Below are 20,065 nucleotides of genomic sequence, written 5' to 3' on the forward strand. Positions count from 1 at the left end.
CTATCATACGAATTAGACTTGTTCGGATATATAGCTAATAATTGACATCATTGTTTCTTAATTAGAACTAATCATGGACAAACTCACAGCAGCTCAGGTCTTTTTAGATATAGCGATTACCCAAAGTTTTACGGCGACAGCGGAACGGCTGGATATTTCTCGTCCTATGGTGACTCGGCATGTTGAAACCATGGAAACTTGGTTACAAGCTCGGTTATTAAACCGAACCACACGAAAAGTATCGCTCACATCAGCAGGAGTTCAATGCCTAGACGCGATAAAATTATGGGTCGAGCAAGCGCAGCAATTAGAACATCAGTTGATGGATCAACAGTCGTTATCTGGAAAAATCCGGATTGCGACCAGCATGTCGTTTGGCTTTTCTCAACTGATCCCGGCCGTTAAACCTTTTTTGAATACGCATCCAAATATCGAAATTGATATTGATGTACAGGATAAAACCGCAGATTTGATTGCAGAGCGAATTGATTTAGCGATCCGTATTGCGGCCGATCCTGATCCTTCTTTAATCGGGCGCCCTATCGCCCAATGTGATTCTGTATTGGTTGCCTCTCCTGACTATCTCATGCGCTGTGAGCCAATAGTCACACCAAGCGATCTCTCACAGCATCGTTGTCTTGGATACAAAAACTTTGAGCGACATATTTGGCATTTAAAACAAGATGATAAGCATCAATCGGTGGAGGTGCCATGCCAGCTAACTGCGAATGAAGCCACCACTTTGTTACATGCGGCTATCCACGGGATGGGCGTTGCTTTACAGCCGACTTATCTAGCCAAGGGTGCGTTAGAAAGGGGGGATTTACAGCAGGTGTTAGCGCATTGGCAACCGAAGAAAATGGACATTTACGCTTTATATCCTTCTCGGCGTCATTTATCACCCGCTGTCAGAGCTTTGATTGATCACTTAAAGGAGTATTTCATGAATCATGATTGGCAAACGATATGCCTATAGATGAGGTAGAGAGGAGTGATAAGCAGAGCGTGTTGCCACACTCTGCTTATGGATTATGCTACTGCGCCTTGTTTCTGCGCTTGTTGCACTAATGCCTGACGTTGAGCTTCCATAGCAGATTGAACTTCATTTTCCCTATGAGTGTCTTCTTCCACAGCCTGTGGGACAAATACATAGAACTTATTGATGGTCATCTTTGGATCTCATGTAGTTTTGGAAACAAAAAAATAGAGGATGTTAACCTAGTTAACATCCTCCATGACGGTCAAATTATAGGCGTAGATGAAGGGGCTTAGCTAGTCCTTTTTTCATCGTAAGCCGAATTTTTTATACGTCGTAAGTGGTAGACGCCGTATCGCCGCCTGTACCGGTCCAGTTTGTGTGGAAGAATTCACCACGTGGACGATCAGTACGCTCATAAGTGTGAGCACCAAAGTAATCACGTTGTGCTTGCAGTAAATTAGCCGGTAAGCGAGCGGTGGTGTAGCCATCTAAGAAAGTGAGCGCGGAGGTCATACATGGCATTGGAATGCCGACTTCCATTGATTTGGCCGCTACTTTACGCCAAGCCGCTAGGCAGTTATCCAAAATGCCCTTGAAGTAGGCATCTGAACCTAAGAAGGCGATTTCTGGGTTAGCTTCGAACGCATCACGAATGTTGCTCAGGAATGCGGAGCGGATGATACAACCACCACGCCACATCAATGCCACGTTACCGTAGTTAAGATTCCAACCATTCTCGTTAGACGCTTGGCGCATTAGCATAAAGCCTTGTGCGTAAGAGATGATCTTAGACGCAAGTAGCGCTTGACGAAGTGCGTCAACCCACTCTTGTTTATCACCTTCGATCTGCATATTGCTCTTACCAAACAGCGCTTCGGCAGCAACGCGCTGATCTTTCAATGCTGAAAGGCAACGAGAGAAAACTGACTCAGTGATCAGCGTCAGCGGAATACCCATATCGAGTGCGTTAATGCCCGTCCATTTCCCTGTGCCTTTTTGGCCAGCAGTATCGAGGATTTTCTCAACCAGAGCTTCACCATCTTCGTCTTTGTAGCCTAAGATATCAGCGGTGATTTCCACTAGGTAGCTATCGAGCTCGGTCTTATTCCAATCAGCAAACACTTTTTGCATTTCATCATGGTTTAAACCCAAGCCGTCTTTCATAAACTGATAAGCTTCGGTAATTAGCTGCATGTCGCCATATTCGATACCGTTGTGTACCATTTTAACGAAGTGGCCCGCGCCGTCGTTACCCACCCAATCACAGCAAGGTTCACCAGCTTCGGTTTTTGCTGAGATACCTTGGAAAATTGGCTTCACGGCTTCCCAAGCTTCAGGTGCGCCACCTGGCATGATAGATGGGCCAAAACGTGCCCCTTCTTCGCCGCCAGAAACGCCTGTACCGATAAAGTGAATACCTTTTTCACGCAGTGCTGCAACACGGCGGTTGGTGTCTGGGAAGTTCGTGTTACCACCGTCGATAATGATGTCACCTTTATCGAGTAACGGAACCAGTTGGTCGATGAAATCATCCACGACTTGGCCCGCACGCACCATCAGCATCACTTTGCGAGGTGTCGCCAGTTTGTCGACTAACTCTTGCAGTGAATAAGCACCAACAATATTGGTGTCTTTTGCTGGACCTGCTAGGAACTCATCGACTTTTGCCGCGGTACGGTTGTGAGCTACCACTTTAAAACCGTGGTCGTTCATATTTAGGATAAGGTTTTGGCCCATCACTGCTAGGCCGATTACACCGATATCACCTTTCATTTATTTCTCTCCTTCACGCAATCTTTGTTGCGGCATCTGAATCTAAAAACCACTCTGTTTCGCCAGTTGTTGATTTAACTTTGGCAGCCGGATAAGGAAGATCCTCGGCTTTCGTGGTGTGAATTTCGTGTACGATCTCGGCTTTACCTGCGCCAAGAACGAGGTAACTAATGCGTTTTGCAGCTTCCAACACTTTCGCTGTTTTAGAGACACGAAGTTGGCCTGATTCCGGATGCGTTGCCACTAAAGATAAATTCTCATCCTCGTAGTCGGTCACATTAGGGAACAGGGATGCCGTATGGCCATCTGCGCCAACACCGAGCAAAATCCAATCAAAAACAGGAGTACCGTTGACGGATGGAATGACTTTTGCCATCTCATCGGCAAAGCGCTTAGCTTCGGTTTGTGGATCATCTTCGCCGCGAATACGGTGAATATTTTGAGGTGGAATGTTCACTTGGCTAAACAGCAGTGTATTGGCTTCACCAAAGTTGCTTTCGGCATCGTCAGGAGCGACACAGCGTTCATCACCCCACCAGAAATGCAGGTTTTGCCATGTAATCGCCTGTGCATAAGGTTCACTGGCCAATAATTTGAACAGCATTTTGGGTGTGCTGCCACCGGAAAGGGAGATATGAACTGGCTGACCTTGCTCGCTATAGCGTTGCATTTCATTGGCGAGCGTTTCAACCACCTGTTCTGGGGTTTGAAAAATTTTATGATTGATCATAATTCGCAGTAATCCGTATCGGTCAAGTTTTTACACGGGAAGCGCCACGCGCGGCCATCATTGTGTAGCAGCAAATCGGACTCTTTTGGTCCCCACGTGCCACAGGCATAGCCAAACAGCGATTGAGGGTCTTGTTTGAAATCCAAAATAGGTTGCACGAACTTCCAACACGCTTCTACGGCATCGGTACGCGCAAATAAAGTTGCATCACCGTTGAGCGCATCCAAAAGGAGCCGTTCATAAGCGGTCAACATCTTGGTTTCTTCCAGTGATGTGTAATGGAAGTTCATGGAGACTTCTTTGGCTTTAAAGCCCGCACCTGGCTCCTTCAAACCAAAGCTCATTTGAATGCCTTCATCGGGTTGAATGCGGATGATGAGCTTATTTTCAGGGGCATTTTGCCCAAAAACAGGGTGTGGCGTACGCTTAAAGTGAATGACCACTTCGGTGACGCGCGTTGGTAAACGTTTACCTGAACGCACATAAAATGGCACACCATTCCAGCGCCAGTTATTGATAAACATTTTCAAACCGACATAGGTTTCAGTGCGCGAATCTGCTGCCACACCATGTTCATCACGGTAACTGGGTAAAAACTGGCCACGAACTTCCGATTCCGTATATTGCCCCAGTACGAGGTTGTGGCGTAGGTCATCATCAGAAAGCGGTTGCAGGCTTTGCAGCACTTTATTGACTTCGTTACGAATTGAATCGGCATTAATGGCGGCTGGTGGTTCCATGCTAACCATAGCTAACACTTGCAGTAAATGGTTTTGGAACATATCACGCACCGCACCAGAACCGTCGTAATAGCCACCGCGTTCTTCGACGCCCAAAAATTCTGCGCCTGTAATTTCGACATAGTCAATGAAATTGCGGTTCCACAAAGGTTCGAACATCCCGTTAGCAAAACGGAAAACCAACAGGTTTTGTACCGTCTCTTTGCCTAAATAATGGTCGATACGGTAGATCTGGTGTTCTTGGAAATGGCGATGAATTTCGATATCAAGGCTTTGAGCCGATGCGAGGTCATAACCAAACGGTTTTTCGATGATCAAACGCTTCCAACCTTGCGCTTCGCTATTTAATCCATGCGCAGCGAGATTGGCCGGGATGACGCCATAAAGGCTCGGCGGCGTCGCGAGATAGAACAGAGTGTTGCGTTGCGTGAATTGGTATTGATCAGCCAAAGAGTCAAGGCGCGTGGCGAGCTGCGCGTATTCTGCAACATCTGAAGTATTGATCGCTTGATAATGCAAGTGCTCGCAAAAGGCGTCGAGAATATCTGGGACGGTCTTTTCCATTTCCTGAAGAGAGCGCTTTAATTTTTCACGGTATGACTCATCGCTGTATTGGGTTCGGCTGACACCCAGAATAGCAAAGGATTTCGGCAGTTGATCACTGGCGAACAAGTGATACAGAGCAGGTATAAGCTTGCGATAGGTTAAGTCGCCTGAAGCACCAAAAATCACAATACTGCTGTTTTCAGGTATTACCATCATCTTTCCCTTAAAAACGAGGTATTTAGCATGCGCCAACGGTAGCAGCGTCATGCAAAAATAGAAAATAGGCTCTAACTATAATGTTGATAGTTAAAACCAATGCGCTCCTCCAAAAGTGCAGAACGCAGTCTAGGGATCGCCCCTAGACTCGGGTGCGTATTGTCTACGACAATTTGACATACATCAACTATTGATAACGCAATCGATTAAATTCTCATGCCATCTCGACACATTTTCAGGGTGAGAGGTTAGGTTCTGCCTAAGTCTCATCCCCTGACCACAGCACGTTACTTATAGCGGCTGTGAATGATGCTAGGTGGTCAGTCTTATCCGGAATGGTAACTCTATGGTGATTATTCAGTTGAACAATGACAGTTTGACGACGGAACTTGAGCCTGTACTTGGTTATAACGTTTGAGTTGGTTGAAATAGTGGTGCGCTTTTTGTACGTGTTCGAACTCCAACATCCAAGTCGCACTGCGCTGCGCTGAACAAAAAGCACCCATATGTTTGAGCAAGTCATCGCTTTGTTTGGTGAGTACGTTGGCAAGGCGGTTAACCAAGGCATTGGGCTCAATCGCAGTAAACTGCAGCAGAGCATAAGATTGATTTAAGACATCAAAGGCTTGTTTATGCTGGCCCAAGTGGTTGAAAATTTCAGATTGAGAAACAGCAGCATCACATAGCCCAGAGATCAAGCACACCAACTGGCAAGATTTTGTATGTTCGCAGTTTAGCGCTGATTGAATATGACTTGGCATATGATGCAGTACATCTTCAAACAAACAGTGTGCTTGTGGCCAATGCCCCTGTGCTAATAGTTGTTCAGCCTTGAGATAGCTTGTCCAGCACTGTTGTAAGTCCATACTCAATTCTCCAGAATGACGGCGTTCACTTATTTAAATGCAATTTATTATCAAATGCAAATAATTGTTATTTGCGATTTTAAGTGTGGTGATTGTTTATTATTTGTTCGGTTAAACGCGAATAAGGTGTAACTCGCTAAAATATAAATGAATTGCTTCTACACTTAGGTCAAACTACAACAAGAATCCAAAAGCTAAGGAGCGGAGTGATGGCGATTCAACAATTGAATGCAGAGCAGCTCTACCACGTTGCCCAGTTAGAAAAACTCCCTTGTAAATCAACTAAGGAGTTAGACCCAGTTGATGAGATTGTGGGGCAAGAACGGGCGCAAAAAGCGGTCGAATTTGCAATGTCGATCAAAGAGAAGGGTTACAACATCTACGCTATTGGCCGTAATGGGTTGGGCAAACGTACGATGATTTTGCGCTATTTAAACCGCCATCAGCATGATGTCGATGCGTTGTTTGATTGGTGTTATGTGGCCAATTTCAGCGATATTCGAACCCCAAAAGTGCTGAAGTTACCTTCGGGTATTGGGGTTAAACTCAAGCAAGACATTGAAAAGTTAATGAATAAGTTGGTCAATGCGATCCCGTTAGCTTTTGATAACGAGATTTACTTTGCTCGTGCCGATAAACTGAAAAATCAGATGGCACAAAAACAGCAAAGTGAATTGGATAGCATCAGTAAAGAAGCCAAAGATAAAGGCATTAGCTTAACCATCACCACTCAAGGCGATTATCAATTTGTTGCGATGAACGGTGAAGAGATGCACACCGAAGAGTCCTTTGACGCCTTGTCTAAAAAAGAGCAAGAGCACTTTAGCCATACCATTGATGAGCTAGAAATCAGCCTACGCAATATGGTACGTCAACTGACCGAATGGGAAGACTCCTACAGTGAGAAGATCAAAAAGCTCAATGATGAAGTAACGCTTGGCGTTATTACCCACTTTATTAAGCAGCTTAAGCAAGATTATTCTGGCTACCCAGACATCAAAACGTATCTTACGGAGTTACAAAAAGACATCGTCGATAATGCGGACATTTTTTTAGATGAAGACAGTGAGCAAGGCGAAGTTGCGACAGCTTCTTTAGATAAGCGTCTGCCGCGTCGCTACAAAGTCAATGTGCTGGTCAGCCAGCCTTCAGACAAGCTACCGATCGTGGTAGAAGAGAACCCAAACTACCACTCTCTATTTGGTTATATCGAAACGGCGACTTTTAAAGGCACAGTATTTACCGATTTTTCGTTGATTCGAGCGGGTAGTTTACATAAAGCCAATGGTGGTGTGCTGTTGATGGATGCGGTGAAAGTGCTTGAACAGCCCTATGTTTGGGACGGTTTAAAGCGCGCGCTGCGTTCACGCCAAATGAGTTTTACCTCTTTGGAAAAAGAGGTCACGCTAACAGGGACGGTTTCACTTGACCCAGAGCCTATCCCGCTAAATGTGAAAATCATCCTATTTGGTGATTACCACACTTATCAGCTGCTGACTCATTACGATCCTGAATTTAGCGAATTGTTCCGAGTAACGGCCGATTTTGAAGATGAGATGAAACGTACGCCCGATACCGAGCTACATTACGCGCGTTTTATTTCGAGCATAGTGCACGACAACAATATGCTGCATTGCGACCGTAAAGCGATTGCACGCATCATTGAACACAGTTCACGTACAACGGGCGATCAAGGCAAACTGTCACTTCATTCGGCGCATATTGCCAATTTGTTACGCGAATCTAACTATGTGGCGAAGCAGGCGAATTCAAACATGATCCGCCAGAATCATGTCGAAGAGGCGCTCAGCAACCAAGAGATGCGAGTGAGCCGCCTGCAAGACAGTGTGATGGAGTCGTATGTTAACGGTACAACGCTAATCCAAACGCAAGGCATGGCGGTCGGGCAGGTGAATGCGCTGTCGGTATTGAGCACCAGCGATCATATGTTTGGTGCGCCAAACCGTATTACCGCCACCACTTCCTATGGCGATGGTGACATTATCGATATCGAGCGCAGTGTCGATCTGGGTGGCAGCATCCACTCTAAAGGTGTGATGATTTTATCCGCGTATCTCTCTTCGGTATTTGGCCGTACGGCGCGCGTACCACTCACCACGACCATCACATTTGAGCAATCATACGGTGGTGTGGATGGTGATAGTGCCAGCATGGCCGAATTCTGTGCGATTGTGTCTGCGTTTTCTAAACGGCCTAATCGCCAAGATATTGCGATCACAGGTTCGATGAACCAATTTGGTGAGTCGCAGCCGATTGGCGGTGTGAATGAGAAAATTGAAGGTTTCTTTGATGTGTGTGCAATCAAAGGGCGCACCAGCCAGCAAGGTGTCATCATTCCTCGTTCAAACATGCACAATCTGATGTTACGCGCTGACGTTGTTAAAGCGGTCGAGAAAGGGGAGTTCAATATCTGGGCTATTGAACATGTCACTGAAGCGGTTGAGCTCTTTACTGGCAAACCCGCAGGCGAAGCAACAGAAGATGGCAGCTACCCGGTTGATACCATCTTCGGTTTAGCACAAGCCAAACTGAATGCGCTTAGAAAATAGCCTTATCGAAGAATAAGTTCTTCAGTACTAACCACCTCAATGACCACCTAGCAAGTGGTCATTTTTCTTCATAAATCATCATAATTTAACTTATATTGTCTTATTGGTATCTAGTCATTGTTTTGACGACCATATGCTCATAACTATATGAATTGCATTATATTATTTCATGGACAAAAATGTGAATTTTGTCTATTGTTTGCTCTTGTTTAGTCCGTGGGATTAGTCCCAAGGCATGGATGCGAATGTTATTTTAATCGAGGCTTTTAAATGCATTTTTCACTGAAAAATTTGTCAATTCGCGTACAAGTTTTATTACCCGTTTTGTTAACCACTTTCGCTTTACTTATTGCACTGTGGATAACCAAAAGTAATCTCCAAAATGAACAAATCAAAGTGTCGAACAGTACTGATCGGCTCGTTGAATATAAAGATGCCCTTGCCAGTGTGGACGATACCGTTTATCCGCTGCGTATTAGTGCGGTATACGCTATTTATGATCCCGCTCGTCGCGCCACATTCTTAGCTGAGTTAAAAAATGGCCTGGAAGAAGTAGAGCGCAATTTGAGCAAAATGCGACAAGATGAGCTTTATCGGAGCGATGTTGAGGTAGTTCATAAAAGCATCGGACATTACGTTGATATGTCGACGAAAATGGTGGAATTTTTTAACCGTCGCGATCAAGGGATGACCTCTGAAGCTGAATACACAGCATTTATTGCGCAATTTCGTCAAAGTGGTGAGCAAATGGTCAATGCGATAAATGATCTTTCGCAGCAAGTGAACCAACAAGCGACGCAGTCATTGGCTCAAAGCGACAAAGACAACATTCGTGTTATGAACACGGCTATGGTCACTGTTCTGTCTGTACTTTCGCTTTCTCTTGCGATGGCTTGGATCCTTTCAAATATGATTGTGGCTCCGATTCAAAAGTTACAAGCTGTAATGCGTGAATTAGCGCAGGGGAACTTAACCATTCGCGCTGATGCGGATGGCGAGAATGAAATCTCAAAGTTGGGTAAAGATGTCAATACGACTACCTCTCAGTTACATGCTACGGTAGATCATTTAAACCGTATTAGTGAAGAAGTGGCGTCAGCTTCAACCGAGCTGGCTGCGGTGATGACGCAAGCAGAGTCAAATGCACAACAAGAGTTGAGTGAAATTGAACAAGTTGCGTCGGCGGTGAATGAACTTGCGAGCACAGCAAACAACGTGAGTGATAACGCAACGGTCGCTGATTCAACTGCTCGCGAAGCGGATGAACTTGCTAAATCAGGCTTAGCTATTTTTAAAGAGAGCGCCCAAGCGAGCTTACAAATGTCAGAAGCGCTGAATCATGCTGCGAGCGTAGTTCTGCGTCTAAAAGAGCAATCAGAGCAGATCAACGATGTCGTTGAAGTGATCCGAGGTGTCTCTGAACAAACCAACTTATTGGCACTGAATGCGGCTATTGAAGCGGCACGTGCAGGTGAGACTGGTCGTGGTTTTGCGGTCGTGGCTGATGAAGTTCGCATGCTTGCTGCACGTACTGAGAGTTCAACTAAAGAGATTCGAGTTATCATTGAAGAGCTGCAAAGCCAATCGATTCTTGCAAACGATAGTATGCAAACCAGCATTGAGATGCTTGCGCGTAACGGTGAGCTAACGCAACGAGCAAATGATGCACTCGTTGGGATCACGGAATCGGTTTCAGACATCAATGATTCAAATACCCAAGTGGCGACTGCGGCAGAAGAGCAGTCGCAAGTCACGCAAGATATTAACCGTAACGTGGTTAATATGTCTGAGCTTGTAAATCAAAACGTAACGGGTATCAGCCAGAGCGCCAGTGCCAGTGCCGAACTGTCACAATTGGCCGAGAAGCAAAAAGCGCAGCTCGCCTTCTTCAAACTATAAATCGACTACTATTTCCTAGTCTCAACCGCATAACTCGAAAGGTTATGCGGTTTTTTTATGAATCAAAGAATATCTAACCATCCGAAATAACTAGGTTTTTTGGGGTTATCTGTTTGTTTTTATGATTCGATCTCCCTCGTATAAAAAACACTATCTTTATTAACATTATCTTCATATATTGACCCAATAAGAACTAGAAATGTGATGTTCATCGTGTGAACGCATGGTCAAGTGGCTGAAAGTAAGGAGTGTTTTTATGGCGAAAGAGGAAAGCTTATTTCGTTTAGAAAGGGTAAAAAGGTTTAATTTTTCAGTGTGGACGGTATTAACCGGAACATTGATTGCTCGTACCAGTTTTTTCATGGCATGGCCATTTTTGATCGTGTTTCTTTACCAAGATTATGGTGCATCGCCGATTGAAGTGGGTGGAATGCTGGCGACCTCTGCTGTTGTAGGAGCAATTACTGGGTTGTATTCAGGGTATCTTTCCGACAAATTTGGTCGCAAGTGGGTGATGGTTCTTGGCAGTGTGATGGCTGCATTTGCCTACAGTGGCATTGGTGTGGCTGATCAAATCTGGCAGTTTTACGTGCTTATCGTCCTTACTGGTTTAATGCGACCAATGATTGAAGCGCCGGGCAAAGCAGTGATTGGTGATAACTTGCCGAATTTGAAAGATCGCGAGCTGGCGCTCAACATCCGCTATTTCCTACTCAATCTAGGTGGTGCCATTGGGCCACTGCTTGGGATTACGTTTGGGCTTTCTCACCCACAAACTCTCTTTTTCTTTACCGGCGGCACGTATTTATTGTTTGGTTTTTGGCTGCTGTTCGGTATTGAACGTAAAGGGCGCTACACCAAGCCCGATCGCTCTGGTTTGCCTAATTTTTCTTCGACGCTAAGAGTGATCAGTAAAGATAATATTTTTGTGAAGTTGATGGTGGCGAACTTCATCATGATGTTCATCTATGGGCAGGTAGAATCGTCTATTCCACAAGTGATTGTACGCACCAGTGCCGCCGATGCAGCGCAAATTGTCGCAGGGTTAGTGCTGGTAAATACCATGACCATTATCATCTTCCAGTTCCCAATGCTGAAGTGGTTGGAAAACGTCCCGCTGTTTGTACGAACTCGGATCGGCATGTTATTGATGGGGCTTGCGCAACTCGGCTTTCTGTTTACCCCTGCAGATTTACCGATTGGTTGGGCGCTCGCTTGCTTTGTTTTGAGTATGGGCGAAGTCATTGCTTTTCCAACCTTAAACGTACAAATAGACCGCATGGCTCCCGCCCATTTGCGTGGTTCTTACTTTGGTGCCGCCGCGCTTTATTCGTTAGGTTTTGCGATTGCGCCACTGGTTGGGGGGGCGGTGATTGGATACCTCAATTCAAACTGGCTGTTTGGTCTTTGCTTTGTGCTGTGCTTAGTGATGATTTGGCTTTACTGGGTCGCAGAGCATCAGCCCGATACGGTCGAGCGTGAACCCATTACTCAAGCTTAATTTGTTCTTTTTGTAAGGCTCTCATCGAGAGCCTTAACATCGCTATTTTTTTATCGCTACGCCAACTTCCAGCTTATCTAGCCATTCCAAAAATCGTTGAACATCATCGCCCCGAAAAATAGCGCCATGTTGCGGACACATCATCTCAATATCCAGCTGGCTGACTCGCTCAATCCAATCACTTTTGGCGCGGTTAGATGGCATCCAACGTTGATGAAAATAAGTCATTTTTGGAATATGGCTTTGAAAATCTTCTACAAAAAAAGAGGCATTAGGGCTGTCGAGCGCGGCACCAATATCGCCAGACATCAATATTTTTGCATCAGGGTCGTAAACCGAAAAGTTACCAGAAGAGTGCATGTAATGTGCTGGGATAAAGTGCAGGTCGTGACCTGATAAGGACACTTTTCCACCTTCATCTTTGATGGGGGAGAATTGAATTGACTCCATACCAAAATGGCGGATAAACCCTTCCCACAACCAAGGTGAATGTAATGTTGCACTGGGCAGTGCTTTATCCCATAAACCGAGGGAAGAGATGATGTCTGGATCTTGGTGAGAGGCAAAAAGATGCTTGATATGTTCAATCGGCACTTCTTTCACGACGCAACCGAGCATCGCCGAAAACAGTTCAATGCCACCGGGGTCTAGCAATATCGCTTGATCACGATTGACTATCATATATTGGTTGGTATCAATGATTTTTTCTGGTTTGTTTGGATCGCGAGCAAACATCACCCAGCGATGATGGCCGCGTTCAAATAGTATTTTTGATTGCATAGTTCACCTGAGAAAAGAGAGAGAATGTTTTGAGCGATAGCATGACGTGAGCTTGAATTTCTTTTGCCAGTTCAGCGACGTTATTCGCAATGCTTTGCAGTTGGGCTTGATATCGCTCATCTGCTTGAGAGGCTTCCACGCTCAGCATGATCGAGATGATTTGTGCAATGCGCAGGTTGTCGTATAAGGTTTGCAATAACTCGTGCAGGTTTTGAGCTTCAGAGTAGAAACTGTGACTGAGTTTGCTATATTCCTCTTGGTTTTGATGATGTACGACATCCAAACTGTGTAAATGCCGAGCGTTATGCGCTTGTATATACACATTTTCAAAACGTTCAAGCGCAGCGCGTGCACGAGTCCTTGCAGTTGCGAGTTGGCTGATACGCTGCGCCTTCAAGTTGATGGTGTGCGACGCCTCTAGCGTGACGCGGACTAAATCGTCAATCGAATCAGTAATTGGCCGAAAACCTGCGGCACTTTCGCCCGCACGCAGAGCCAGAGCTCTGGCATTGCTGGCGACAAGCAGTAATTTTTTTGCAATGAGTACGCTTTGGTTTAGCTCTGCTGCCACTTCCGCCGCAATCACGAAAACCGGTTTGTTGTCCATAGTTATCGAAAATATTCATCAACTTAACGTGTGTTAACTATAGACCAGATTCATATTTTTGAGACTAGATTGCTCGTTTGGTCTCTGTGTTACCCAAACTCAATGGTTTTTCTGCTGCTCAACTTGCCGAAGTGCACGTTGGTACATCGCCCACGCGGCAAGGCCTGCGAGGATATTACCGACCAACGCCCCGATAAACAGGCCATGCAGCGCCGCTATTTGAGCGCCAACCCATAAACAGGGCAAGAAGAACACAAACAGGCGCAGCGCGGAAATGGTTAAGGCGGTGTATGATTTTGCCAACGCATTAGAAACCGAGACCATTAACATGCAGATACCAAGCGGCCCTAAACTGATTGGCACGATCATTAAGTGCCAGTGCAAAATGGATTCGACACTTTGTTCGCTGGTCATCAGCGCTGCAAGGTGGCCGGATAATAGATAGGTCACTACGGCGATGATGAGCTGAAACCCAAGAATAAATTGGCACGCAACACGAACCAATTTTCGAATGTCTTGCAATTGGCCTGCGCCAAGCAAACGACCCACCATCGGTGGCATCGACATAGTTAATGCCAATATTGCGACCATCGCAAAAAACTCAAAACGAGATCCTAACGCCCATGCCGCGACAGCTGCGGTGCCGAAACTGGCCAATAGTTTGGTTGCCAGCATCGAAGAAAGCGGTGGAAGAAGCTGGCTTATCATGGCCGGCCCCATGATATGGCTGATAGAGCGAATACTTTTCCCTACATCCAAATCTGACCAATCAAACAGCATCCAGTGTCTTTTCGACACCTTGGGCGCAACCACGAATACACCAATCCCAAAGGCTAGAATGGTCGCCAGCGCTGCGCCTTCAATACCCAAATCAAAAGTGAAGATAAAAATAGGGTCTAAAATCAGGTTTAAAATGCTGGTGACCATCATCATAGTCCCCGGCAACATAGTATTACCATTGGCTCGACACAGACTGTATAAAAAGTACAGCACCGCGCCCACCCAAGCACTGACTAACCAATAAATCCAGTAGCTGTCGACGATCTGATACACAGATTCAGGAGCGCTGAGTAGCGCTAAGATGGGATGACGCAGTAAATAGATAATCACTGAAAACAGAGCAACCCCAATGCTGCCGATAGCGACGACTAACCCACCAAGCTGCTTCGCGTAGCGAATTTGGTTCGCACCCAATGCGCGAGCAATCACCGCTGTGGTCGCAATGCCAAGCCCAACCTGAAGGCCAATAATGATCATCTGAATGGGTAATGTAAACCCTTGCGCGGCAAGGGGTAACACGCCAAGTTGGCCGATAAACGCACTATCGACCAGTTGGAAGCTCATGAGGGACAGCACACCAAACATCATCGGCCAAGTCATTTGCAAGAGTTGGCGCGTGAGTGAAGGTGGAGATAACGGGGTGGTGTTTGACATTGCTCGGCTCAACTATATGGGTAGAGGTTTTAATATGTGGCCTCTGCGGTGAAAAACAAGCTCAGAATGGTTTGTACGTTATGTACGTTATGTACGTTATGTGCGTTGAGTATGTTAACAGCTATACGTGAAGAGAGCGACGTTCATCCCCATCGAGTTGTTTCGTGCAATGACATGAAAATCATCATACTGATGAAATATTTCATAAAAACCTAACCATTTGGTGAATACTTGAGCGTTAATCTCGTGATGAACTCGTCCTATTTCTATGAAATGAAACCGATTTCATTTCTGTTTTGTGAATCAATTTGCGTTTAATGTATTGATGGTGTTAATAAAAAATAACAATAACGCTCTTCCTCAGTTTCATCGCCAAAAGCAGTCGAGCGCGCTGTGAAGCGACACCTAATTTTCACTTGTTTCATTTTTTAAACTGACCACAGAACAAAAACAAACCAAGTGATTAATAGGACTTAACATGAAAAATTATAAGCTTCTACCTCTATCCCTAGCTGTGGCTGCCGTACTCTCTTCTGCTCCTTCTTTTGCCAACGATCCAATGCCAAATCCTGAGGTGTTGGATCAAGATCAACAACCACTGGTGCTGACACCAGATATAAACGTTCCCGCGGGTATCGTATTTTCTGGTTATGCTCGTTATGGCGCAGCCTACCAAAATGGCGATGTCAAACTGGTTGAAACCAATGGCCGTTTAAACGGTAACTCAACAGGCCGTTTAGGTAACGAAGGTAACGGTGGTGAGTTCCAATTTGGTAAAGGATTCGTCAGTGACAGCGGTGCTATTTGGGATGTGGTGGTGATGTTCAACCATTGGGGTGATGAGGTGGGTGTGCCTAAAGCTTACGCTGGCGGAACCAACATTTTTGAAAGCCAACCTGAACTTTATGTATGGGCTGGTCGAGACTTTCACCAACGTATTTCAACGAATTTGAACGACTATTTTTGGATGACGCATGATGGGCAAGGTGGTGGTTTCTACAACCTTAATCTAGGAGGCATTAAATTCGACGCCAGTGTCGTCAGTGCAACGGGGGCTTCTCCTAGCGATCATCCAGATGGTAATTACGCATTGACCACCAAAATCCACGGCATTCAATTTTCTGATACAACCAATCTCAGCATTTATGCTAACTACGGCTTTGATGACAATTCGGATCCAACGGCCAAAAAACTCAACGCGTTTCAAGTGGCGGGTGAATTGAAGTTTGGGGATGACCGTTTGGTGGTGCGTTATGCTGATAACGCCAAAGACAGTGTTTTTTGGAAAACGGAGAATCAATCAGCGTTGTTGGTGAGCTTTGATGGGAGTAAGGCGCTGGGAGACAATGCGGCGATCGAATACCTAGCGGCTTATCAAGCCTACGAAGATGGCGCATATAAACAGTATGACCGTACTAACTACAACGTGTTGGTTCGCCCGATGTATTTTTGGGATGAGACCAACTCAACGTGGTTAGAAGCTGGCTATGATGTTGTAGATTTTGACAACATCGATGCCACCAACTCTTCTTGGAAAGTGACACTATCGCAGAACATTTCGTTTGGTAAAGGTGCAGGCGCTCGACCAATGCTCCGTTTCTATGCCACTTTGGGTGATGCCGATAACGAAACTGTGATCGACAAAGACGGCCTATTTAAAGCCGCAAGTAACCCAGATACGGTAACGATTGGCGCGATGTGGGAAGCGTGGTGGTAACCCCATATTTGATCATTAACTGTCCATTCTTTTTTTACGGCTCGCTCGATGCCTGCCGTGGTTTTTAACCTCCAGCGATACACTTACGCTTTCGGGCCACATTAGTGGCCCTTTTTTATTTACGGTAATCGGCCATCATCTTTTTCTCTCTTCCGATTGCCATGAAACAGTTTCATGGCTGCCTGGGAAACTGCTGTGGCTTTCAATGTTTAGATAATTGTCATTTGTGTGCCTAGTTCGATGTGATTTCTCTCACGCTAAAGCGAGGGGATATCTTGAATACTAGCTCATGAAAGCGGTTTCTTGTTGGTTTTGTCAGTAATGTTGTGAGGCGAGAGTGGCGACAATTAAAGATGTGTCTGAACATGCAGGTGTATCGCAAGCGACGGTGTCGCGGGTGATTAATGGAACTAGCCGTGTTAGCCACGATAAAAAACTCAGAGTCGAAAAGGCGATTAAAGATCTTGGTTACCGCCCCAATTCTATTGCTCAAGCACTGGCCTCAAGCCGTACGGGGAGCATCGGCATCATAGTACCGGAATTAGGGGGCCCTTTTTATTCAAGCATTTTGCATAACATTGAAGAGCAATTGCGTAAGTTTGGCTACCACGTCGTCGTGACGGCAGGCTCGAACACAGAGCAAGGACAAAAAGAGTCGGTGCAATTTCTGCTAGGTCGCCGAGTCGATGCATTAATTCTCCATACTCAACATCTAACCGATGACTACTTGATTGAATTGGATCAACAAGGGGTTCATTTGGTGCTAGTGAACCGTTTTATTCCTGAAATGGCCAGCAGCTGTATTGACATTGATAACGAGATAGGTGGCTTTTTGGCAACACAGTATTTACTCAGTCAGGGTCATCAACGAATTGCTTGTATTACTGGGCCATTGGATAAATCTGATGCGCGAGGCCGTTTGCAAGGCTACCGAAAAGCGTTGGAAGAGGCTGGGCTTGACTATGAAGAAGCGCTCGTGTCTGAAGCTGGTTTTACCGAAGAATCCGGCGTCAAAGCGATGCGCAAATTACTGATGCGTCACTGTGAATTTAGCGCCGTATTTGCTTCAAACGATCATATGGCATTTGGTGCATTTGAAGAGTTGCGCCGTGTCGGGTTGCAAATACCACAACACATATCCTTGGTTGGATTTGACGATATTTTATTCGCGCGTTACCTCACCCCAGCGTTAACGACCGTGAATTTCCCTCTTGAACAGATGAGCTTAGAAGCGGTTCAGCTCGTTATTCAAAAGCTGCACAAAAACAAACGCGACGTGAACTTCAAATTATCCCCTTCGTTGGTGATACGAGACTCCGTCAAAAATTTACTCAACACCCTATAAACCTAACAATAAAGATATTAAGGATGAATCATGAAATTTAAGACCTTAGTGCTATCAAGCGCCGTGGCTTTAGGATTTTCTTCGCTTACATATGCTGCCGACCACACCATCCGTTTAGACGGTTTCCCCGACTTTGATAGCAGTTTGAAAGTCTTATTGCCGGACTTTGAACAAAAGAGTGGTATCAAGGTTGACTATTTAATGAATAACCACGGCGACCACCATACCAAACTGACGACGAACCTCGCCACAGGATCCGGAGCGGGGGATGTGATTGTGGTTGATGTAGAGAAAATTGGTCCCTTTGTTGCCTCCGGTGGCTTAGTCAATTTGTCGGAAAAATATGGCGCGGACAAATTCCAAGACCATTTCGCACCTTATGCTTGGGCACAAGGCGAGGGTGGTGATGGCAATATGTATGGCATTCCTGTCGACCTTGGCCCAGGCGTGATGTACTACCGAACCGATGTGTTTGAAAAGGCGGGGATTGACATCAATCAAGCGATAAAAGATTGGGACTCCTACATCAAAGCCGGTGAAATATTGAAGAAACAAAACGTACAGCTGATTGCATCCGCCGCTGATGTAGCACAAGCGATCATTTTTACCACGGTTCCTGACGGCGAAGGATTGTATTTTGATAGTAAGGGAAATTCAGTCGTCACTTCCGAACGTTTTGTACATGCATTTGAAGTGGCAAAAACGATTCGTGAAAAAGGGCTAGATGGCCGAATTTTGGCATGGTCTAACGAATGGTATGAAGGTTTCCGTAACGGTACTTTTGCCACTCAGCTTTCTGGTGCGTGGTTACTCGGACATCTGAAAAACTGGATTGCGCCAGATACAGCAGGCAAATGGGCCGTATCAAACCTTCCTGATGGTATTTACGGCAGTTGGGGCGGTTCATTTCTCTCAATCCCTACTCAATCAAAACATCAAGATGACGCGTGGAAACTGATTGAGTACATGACAACCAACCGTGATGTGCAGCTTAAAGCGTTCGAAACGATTGCCGCGTTCCCCTCTAATGTCACGACTTACGATGACCCAATGTTCAATGAAGAAATTGAATTTCTAGGTGGTCAAAAAGCGCGTTTGTTGTTTGCGAATGTGGCAAAAAACATCAAACCAGTCGCGCCTGCGAAAGGCGACCATGTGGCTCGTTCTATCATCTTAGAAAATGCACTGATGGAAGTGTTGGATGAAGGCAAAGACATCAAAGCCGCATTGAAAGATGCAGAACGTTTAATTCAGCGTCGTACCCGTAATATGCAATAGCACGGTCATCATTAAAAAAGAACCGCCAGCGGTGCTGGTGGTTCACTAAGCGTAAGTTATAGAAGGCATGATGTTATGCCTAAGAGGTCGTTATTATGAATCACGTTACGAGCAACGCTGTGCAAGCGCCATCGGGTCGACGTTTTTTTTCTCACCTGAGTTTGAAAGCGCTTACACCGTACGGGTTTCTATTGCCGTTTTTGATTATTTTTTCTGTTTTTGGAGTTTTTCCTCTCCTGTTTTCTGTCTATCTCTCTTTCCATGCGTGGAACCCCGTCGAAGGGGTTGCCGCCATGAATTATGTGGGATTTGATAACTACCAAGTTGCACTGACCGACCCTTGGTTGTGGCGTTCATTAAGCAATACATTGTGGTTGGCGATAACCTCGGGCGTTGCTCAACATTTAGTGGCTATTCCAGTGGCCTATATTTTGGTTTCATTGGGCGATCGGCTGCGTCATTGGCTGACATCCGCTTATTTTTTGCCATTCATTACCTCAACGGTGGCGGCGTCGCTCATCTTCTTCAATATGTATTCACCCAATTCGGGCATCATCAACCAAAGCTTAATGGCTTTAGCTGATAGCAGTGTCTTTGGCTGGGCATTTTCTTGGCTTAATGAGTATCAACCTATCCGTTGGTTAGATGATGCCAACATGATCAAACCCTCGATTGCCATCATGGTTTTTTGGAAATACACCGGTTTTAACATCGTGTTGTACACCACAGGTTTAATGACCATTCCCAAAGAAATTTTAGAGGCCGCGCGGATGGATGGCGCTAACGCCTTTCGCCGTTTTTGGAATATCTCACTGCCGATGATTCGCCCTTTCGTTTTCTTTGCCGTCACCATGACCATCATTGGCAACTTACAACTGTTTGAAGAACCGTTTGTATTAACGCGTGGCACCGGAGGCGTAGGCCAAGCAGGCTTAACCATCTCAATGTATCTCTACAAAGTGGGCTGGGAGTGGCTAGAGATGGGCACGGCATCCGCTATTTCTTGGCTGCTGTTTGCGCTGATTGCAACTTGTACTGCGATTCAGTTTTTCTTCTTTGGTAAAAAAGGGTTGGGGGAGTAATA

The 20,065-nt window shown here is 45.6% G+C and carries 16 protein-coding genes; 8 read left to right on the forward strand and 8 right to left on the reverse strand.

The features are described from left to right. Positions 1–73: 73 nt before the first annotated feature. Entirely contained in the window at positions 74–976 is a 903-nt protein-coding gene (locus AACV12_RS13870; protein ID WP_013868169.1) for a LysR family transcriptional regulator, read from the forward strand. A gap of 53 nt (positions 977–1,029) precedes the next feature. Here the strand turns inward: AACV12_RS13870 and AACV12_RS13875 are convergent, their stop codons facing one another. The 5 genes from AACV12_RS13875 to AACV12_RS13895 form a co-directional block, all read right to left on the reverse strand. After that, positions 1,030–1,170, reverse strand: a complete 141-nt coding sequence (locus AACV12_RS13875; RefSeq protein WP_010320537.1) for a hypothetical protein — start codon at positions 1,168–1,170, stop codon at positions 1,030–1,032. Between the two features lie 133 nt (positions 1,171–1,303). Next, on the reverse strand, positions 1,304–2,752 hold the full coding sequence (gene gnd, locus AACV12_RS13880) for a decarboxylating NADP(+)-dependent phosphogluconate dehydrogenase (RefSeq protein WP_017046894.1): 1,449 nt from the start codon (positions 2,750–2,752) through the stop codon (positions 1,304–1,306). A 13-nt stretch (positions 2,753–2,765) separates the two neighbouring features. Further along, on the reverse strand, positions 2,766–3,482 hold the full coding sequence (gene pgl / locus AACV12_RS13885; protein WP_017044906.1) for a 6-phosphogluconolactonase: 717 nt from the start codon (positions 3,480–3,482) through the stop codon (positions 2,766–2,768). Next, the gene (gene zwf, locus AACV12_RS13890; protein WP_026027598.1) at positions 3,479–4,981 is read right to left on the reverse strand and encodes a glucose-6-phosphate dehydrogenase; all 1,503 of its coding nucleotides are present in this window, start codon (positions 4,979–4,981) and stop codon (positions 3,479–3,481) included. Before zwf ends, pgl begins: the two co-directional genes overlap by 4 nt. Positions 4,982–5,337: 356 nt before the next feature. After that, the gene (locus AACV12_RS13895; protein ID WP_170900548.1) at positions 5,338–5,850 is read right to left on the reverse strand and encodes a hypothetical protein; all 513 of its coding nucleotides are present in this window, start codon (positions 5,848–5,850) and stop codon (positions 5,338–5,340) included. Between the two features lie 209 nt (positions 5,851–6,059). Between AACV12_RS13895 and AACV12_RS13900 the strand changes: the two genes are divergently transcribed. The 3 genes from AACV12_RS13900 (at position 6,060) to AACV12_RS13910 (ending at position 11,820) form a co-directional block, all read left to right on the forward strand. Beyond that, positions 6,060–8,420: a Lon protease family protein gene (locus AACV12_RS13900; RefSeq protein ID WP_094146852.1), complete on the forward strand. Its 2,361-nt coding sequence runs from the start codon at positions 6,060–6,062 to the stop codon at positions 8,418–8,420. A 270-nt stretch (positions 8,421–8,690) separates the two neighbouring features. Then, positions 8,691–10,319 carry a methyl-accepting chemotaxis protein gene (locus tag AACV12_RS13905; RefSeq protein ID WP_017044904.1) on the forward strand — a complete coding sequence of 543 codons (1,629 nt, stop codon included), beginning with the start codon at positions 8,691–8,693 and terminating at the stop codon, positions 10,317–10,319. 256 nt (positions 10,320–10,575) lie between these two features. Further along, entirely contained in the window at positions 10,576–11,820 is a 1,245-nt protein-coding gene (locus AACV12_RS13910) for an MDR family MFS transporter (protein ID WP_047687787.1), read from the forward strand. A gap of 42 nt (positions 11,821–11,862) precedes the next feature. On the opposite strand, the gene AACV12_RS13915 is transcribed toward AACV12_RS13910, so the two are convergent. From AACV12_RS13915 to AACV12_RS13925, 3 genes are all read right to left on the reverse strand, one after another. Further along, the gene (locus AACV12_RS13915) at positions 11,863–12,600 is read right to left on the reverse strand and encodes an MBL fold metallo-hydrolase (RefSeq protein WP_013868161.1); all 738 of its coding nucleotides are present in this window, start codon (positions 12,598–12,600) and stop codon (positions 11,863–11,865) included. Continuing rightward, positions 12,578–13,207: a hypothetical protein gene (locus AACV12_RS13920; protein ID WP_017043842.1), complete on the reverse strand. Its 630-nt coding sequence runs from the start codon at positions 13,205–13,207 to the stop codon at positions 12,578–12,580. The genes AACV12_RS13915 and AACV12_RS13920 overlap by 23 nt, the downstream gene beginning before the upstream one ends. A 99-nt stretch (positions 13,208–13,306) precedes the next feature. Further along, positions 13,307–14,641 carry an MATE family efflux transporter gene (locus AACV12_RS13925; protein ID WP_170900550.1) on the reverse strand — a complete coding sequence of 445 codons (1,335 nt, stop codon included), beginning with the start codon at positions 14,639–14,641 and terminating at the stop codon, positions 13,307–13,309. Positions 14,642–15,119: 478 nt separating this feature from the next. Here AACV12_RS13925 and AACV12_RS13930 point away from each other — a divergent pair, with 478 nt between their 5' ends. From AACV12_RS13930 to AACV12_RS13945, 4 genes are all read left to right on the forward strand, one after another. Beyond that, the gene (locus AACV12_RS13930) at positions 15,120–16,358 is read left to right on the forward strand and encodes a carbohydrate porin (RefSeq protein WP_017044902.1); all 1,239 of its coding nucleotides are present in this window, start codon (positions 15,120–15,122) and stop codon (positions 16,356–16,358) included. A gap of 337 nt (positions 16,359–16,695) precedes the next feature. Continuing rightward, positions 16,696–17,703 (forward strand): LacI family DNA-binding transcriptional regulator, encoded by a 1,008-nt coding sequence (locus tag AACV12_RS13935; protein WP_017044901.1) that lies wholly within the window; start codon positions 16,696–16,698, stop codon positions 17,701–17,703. Positions 17,704–17,733: 30 nt separating this feature from the next. Then, the gene (locus AACV12_RS13940; RefSeq protein ID WP_170900553.1) at positions 17,734–18,981 is read left to right on the forward strand and encodes an extracellular solute-binding protein; all 1,248 of its coding nucleotides are present in this window, start codon (positions 17,734–17,736) and stop codon (positions 18,979–18,981) included. A 95-nt stretch (positions 18,982–19,076) separates the two neighbouring features. Further along, positions 19,077–20,063, forward strand: a complete 987-nt coding sequence (locus AACV12_RS13945; RefSeq protein ID WP_013868154.1) for a carbohydrate ABC transporter permease — start codon at positions 19,077–19,079, stop codon at positions 20,061–20,063. Positions 20,064–20,065 lie beyond the last annotated feature (2 nt).

This window comes from Vibrio sp. 2-2(8) (assembly GCF_963888495.1).
Classification (GTDB): Bacteria; Pseudomonadota; Gammaproteobacteria; order Enterobacterales; family Vibrionaceae; genus Vibrio; species Vibrio anguillarum.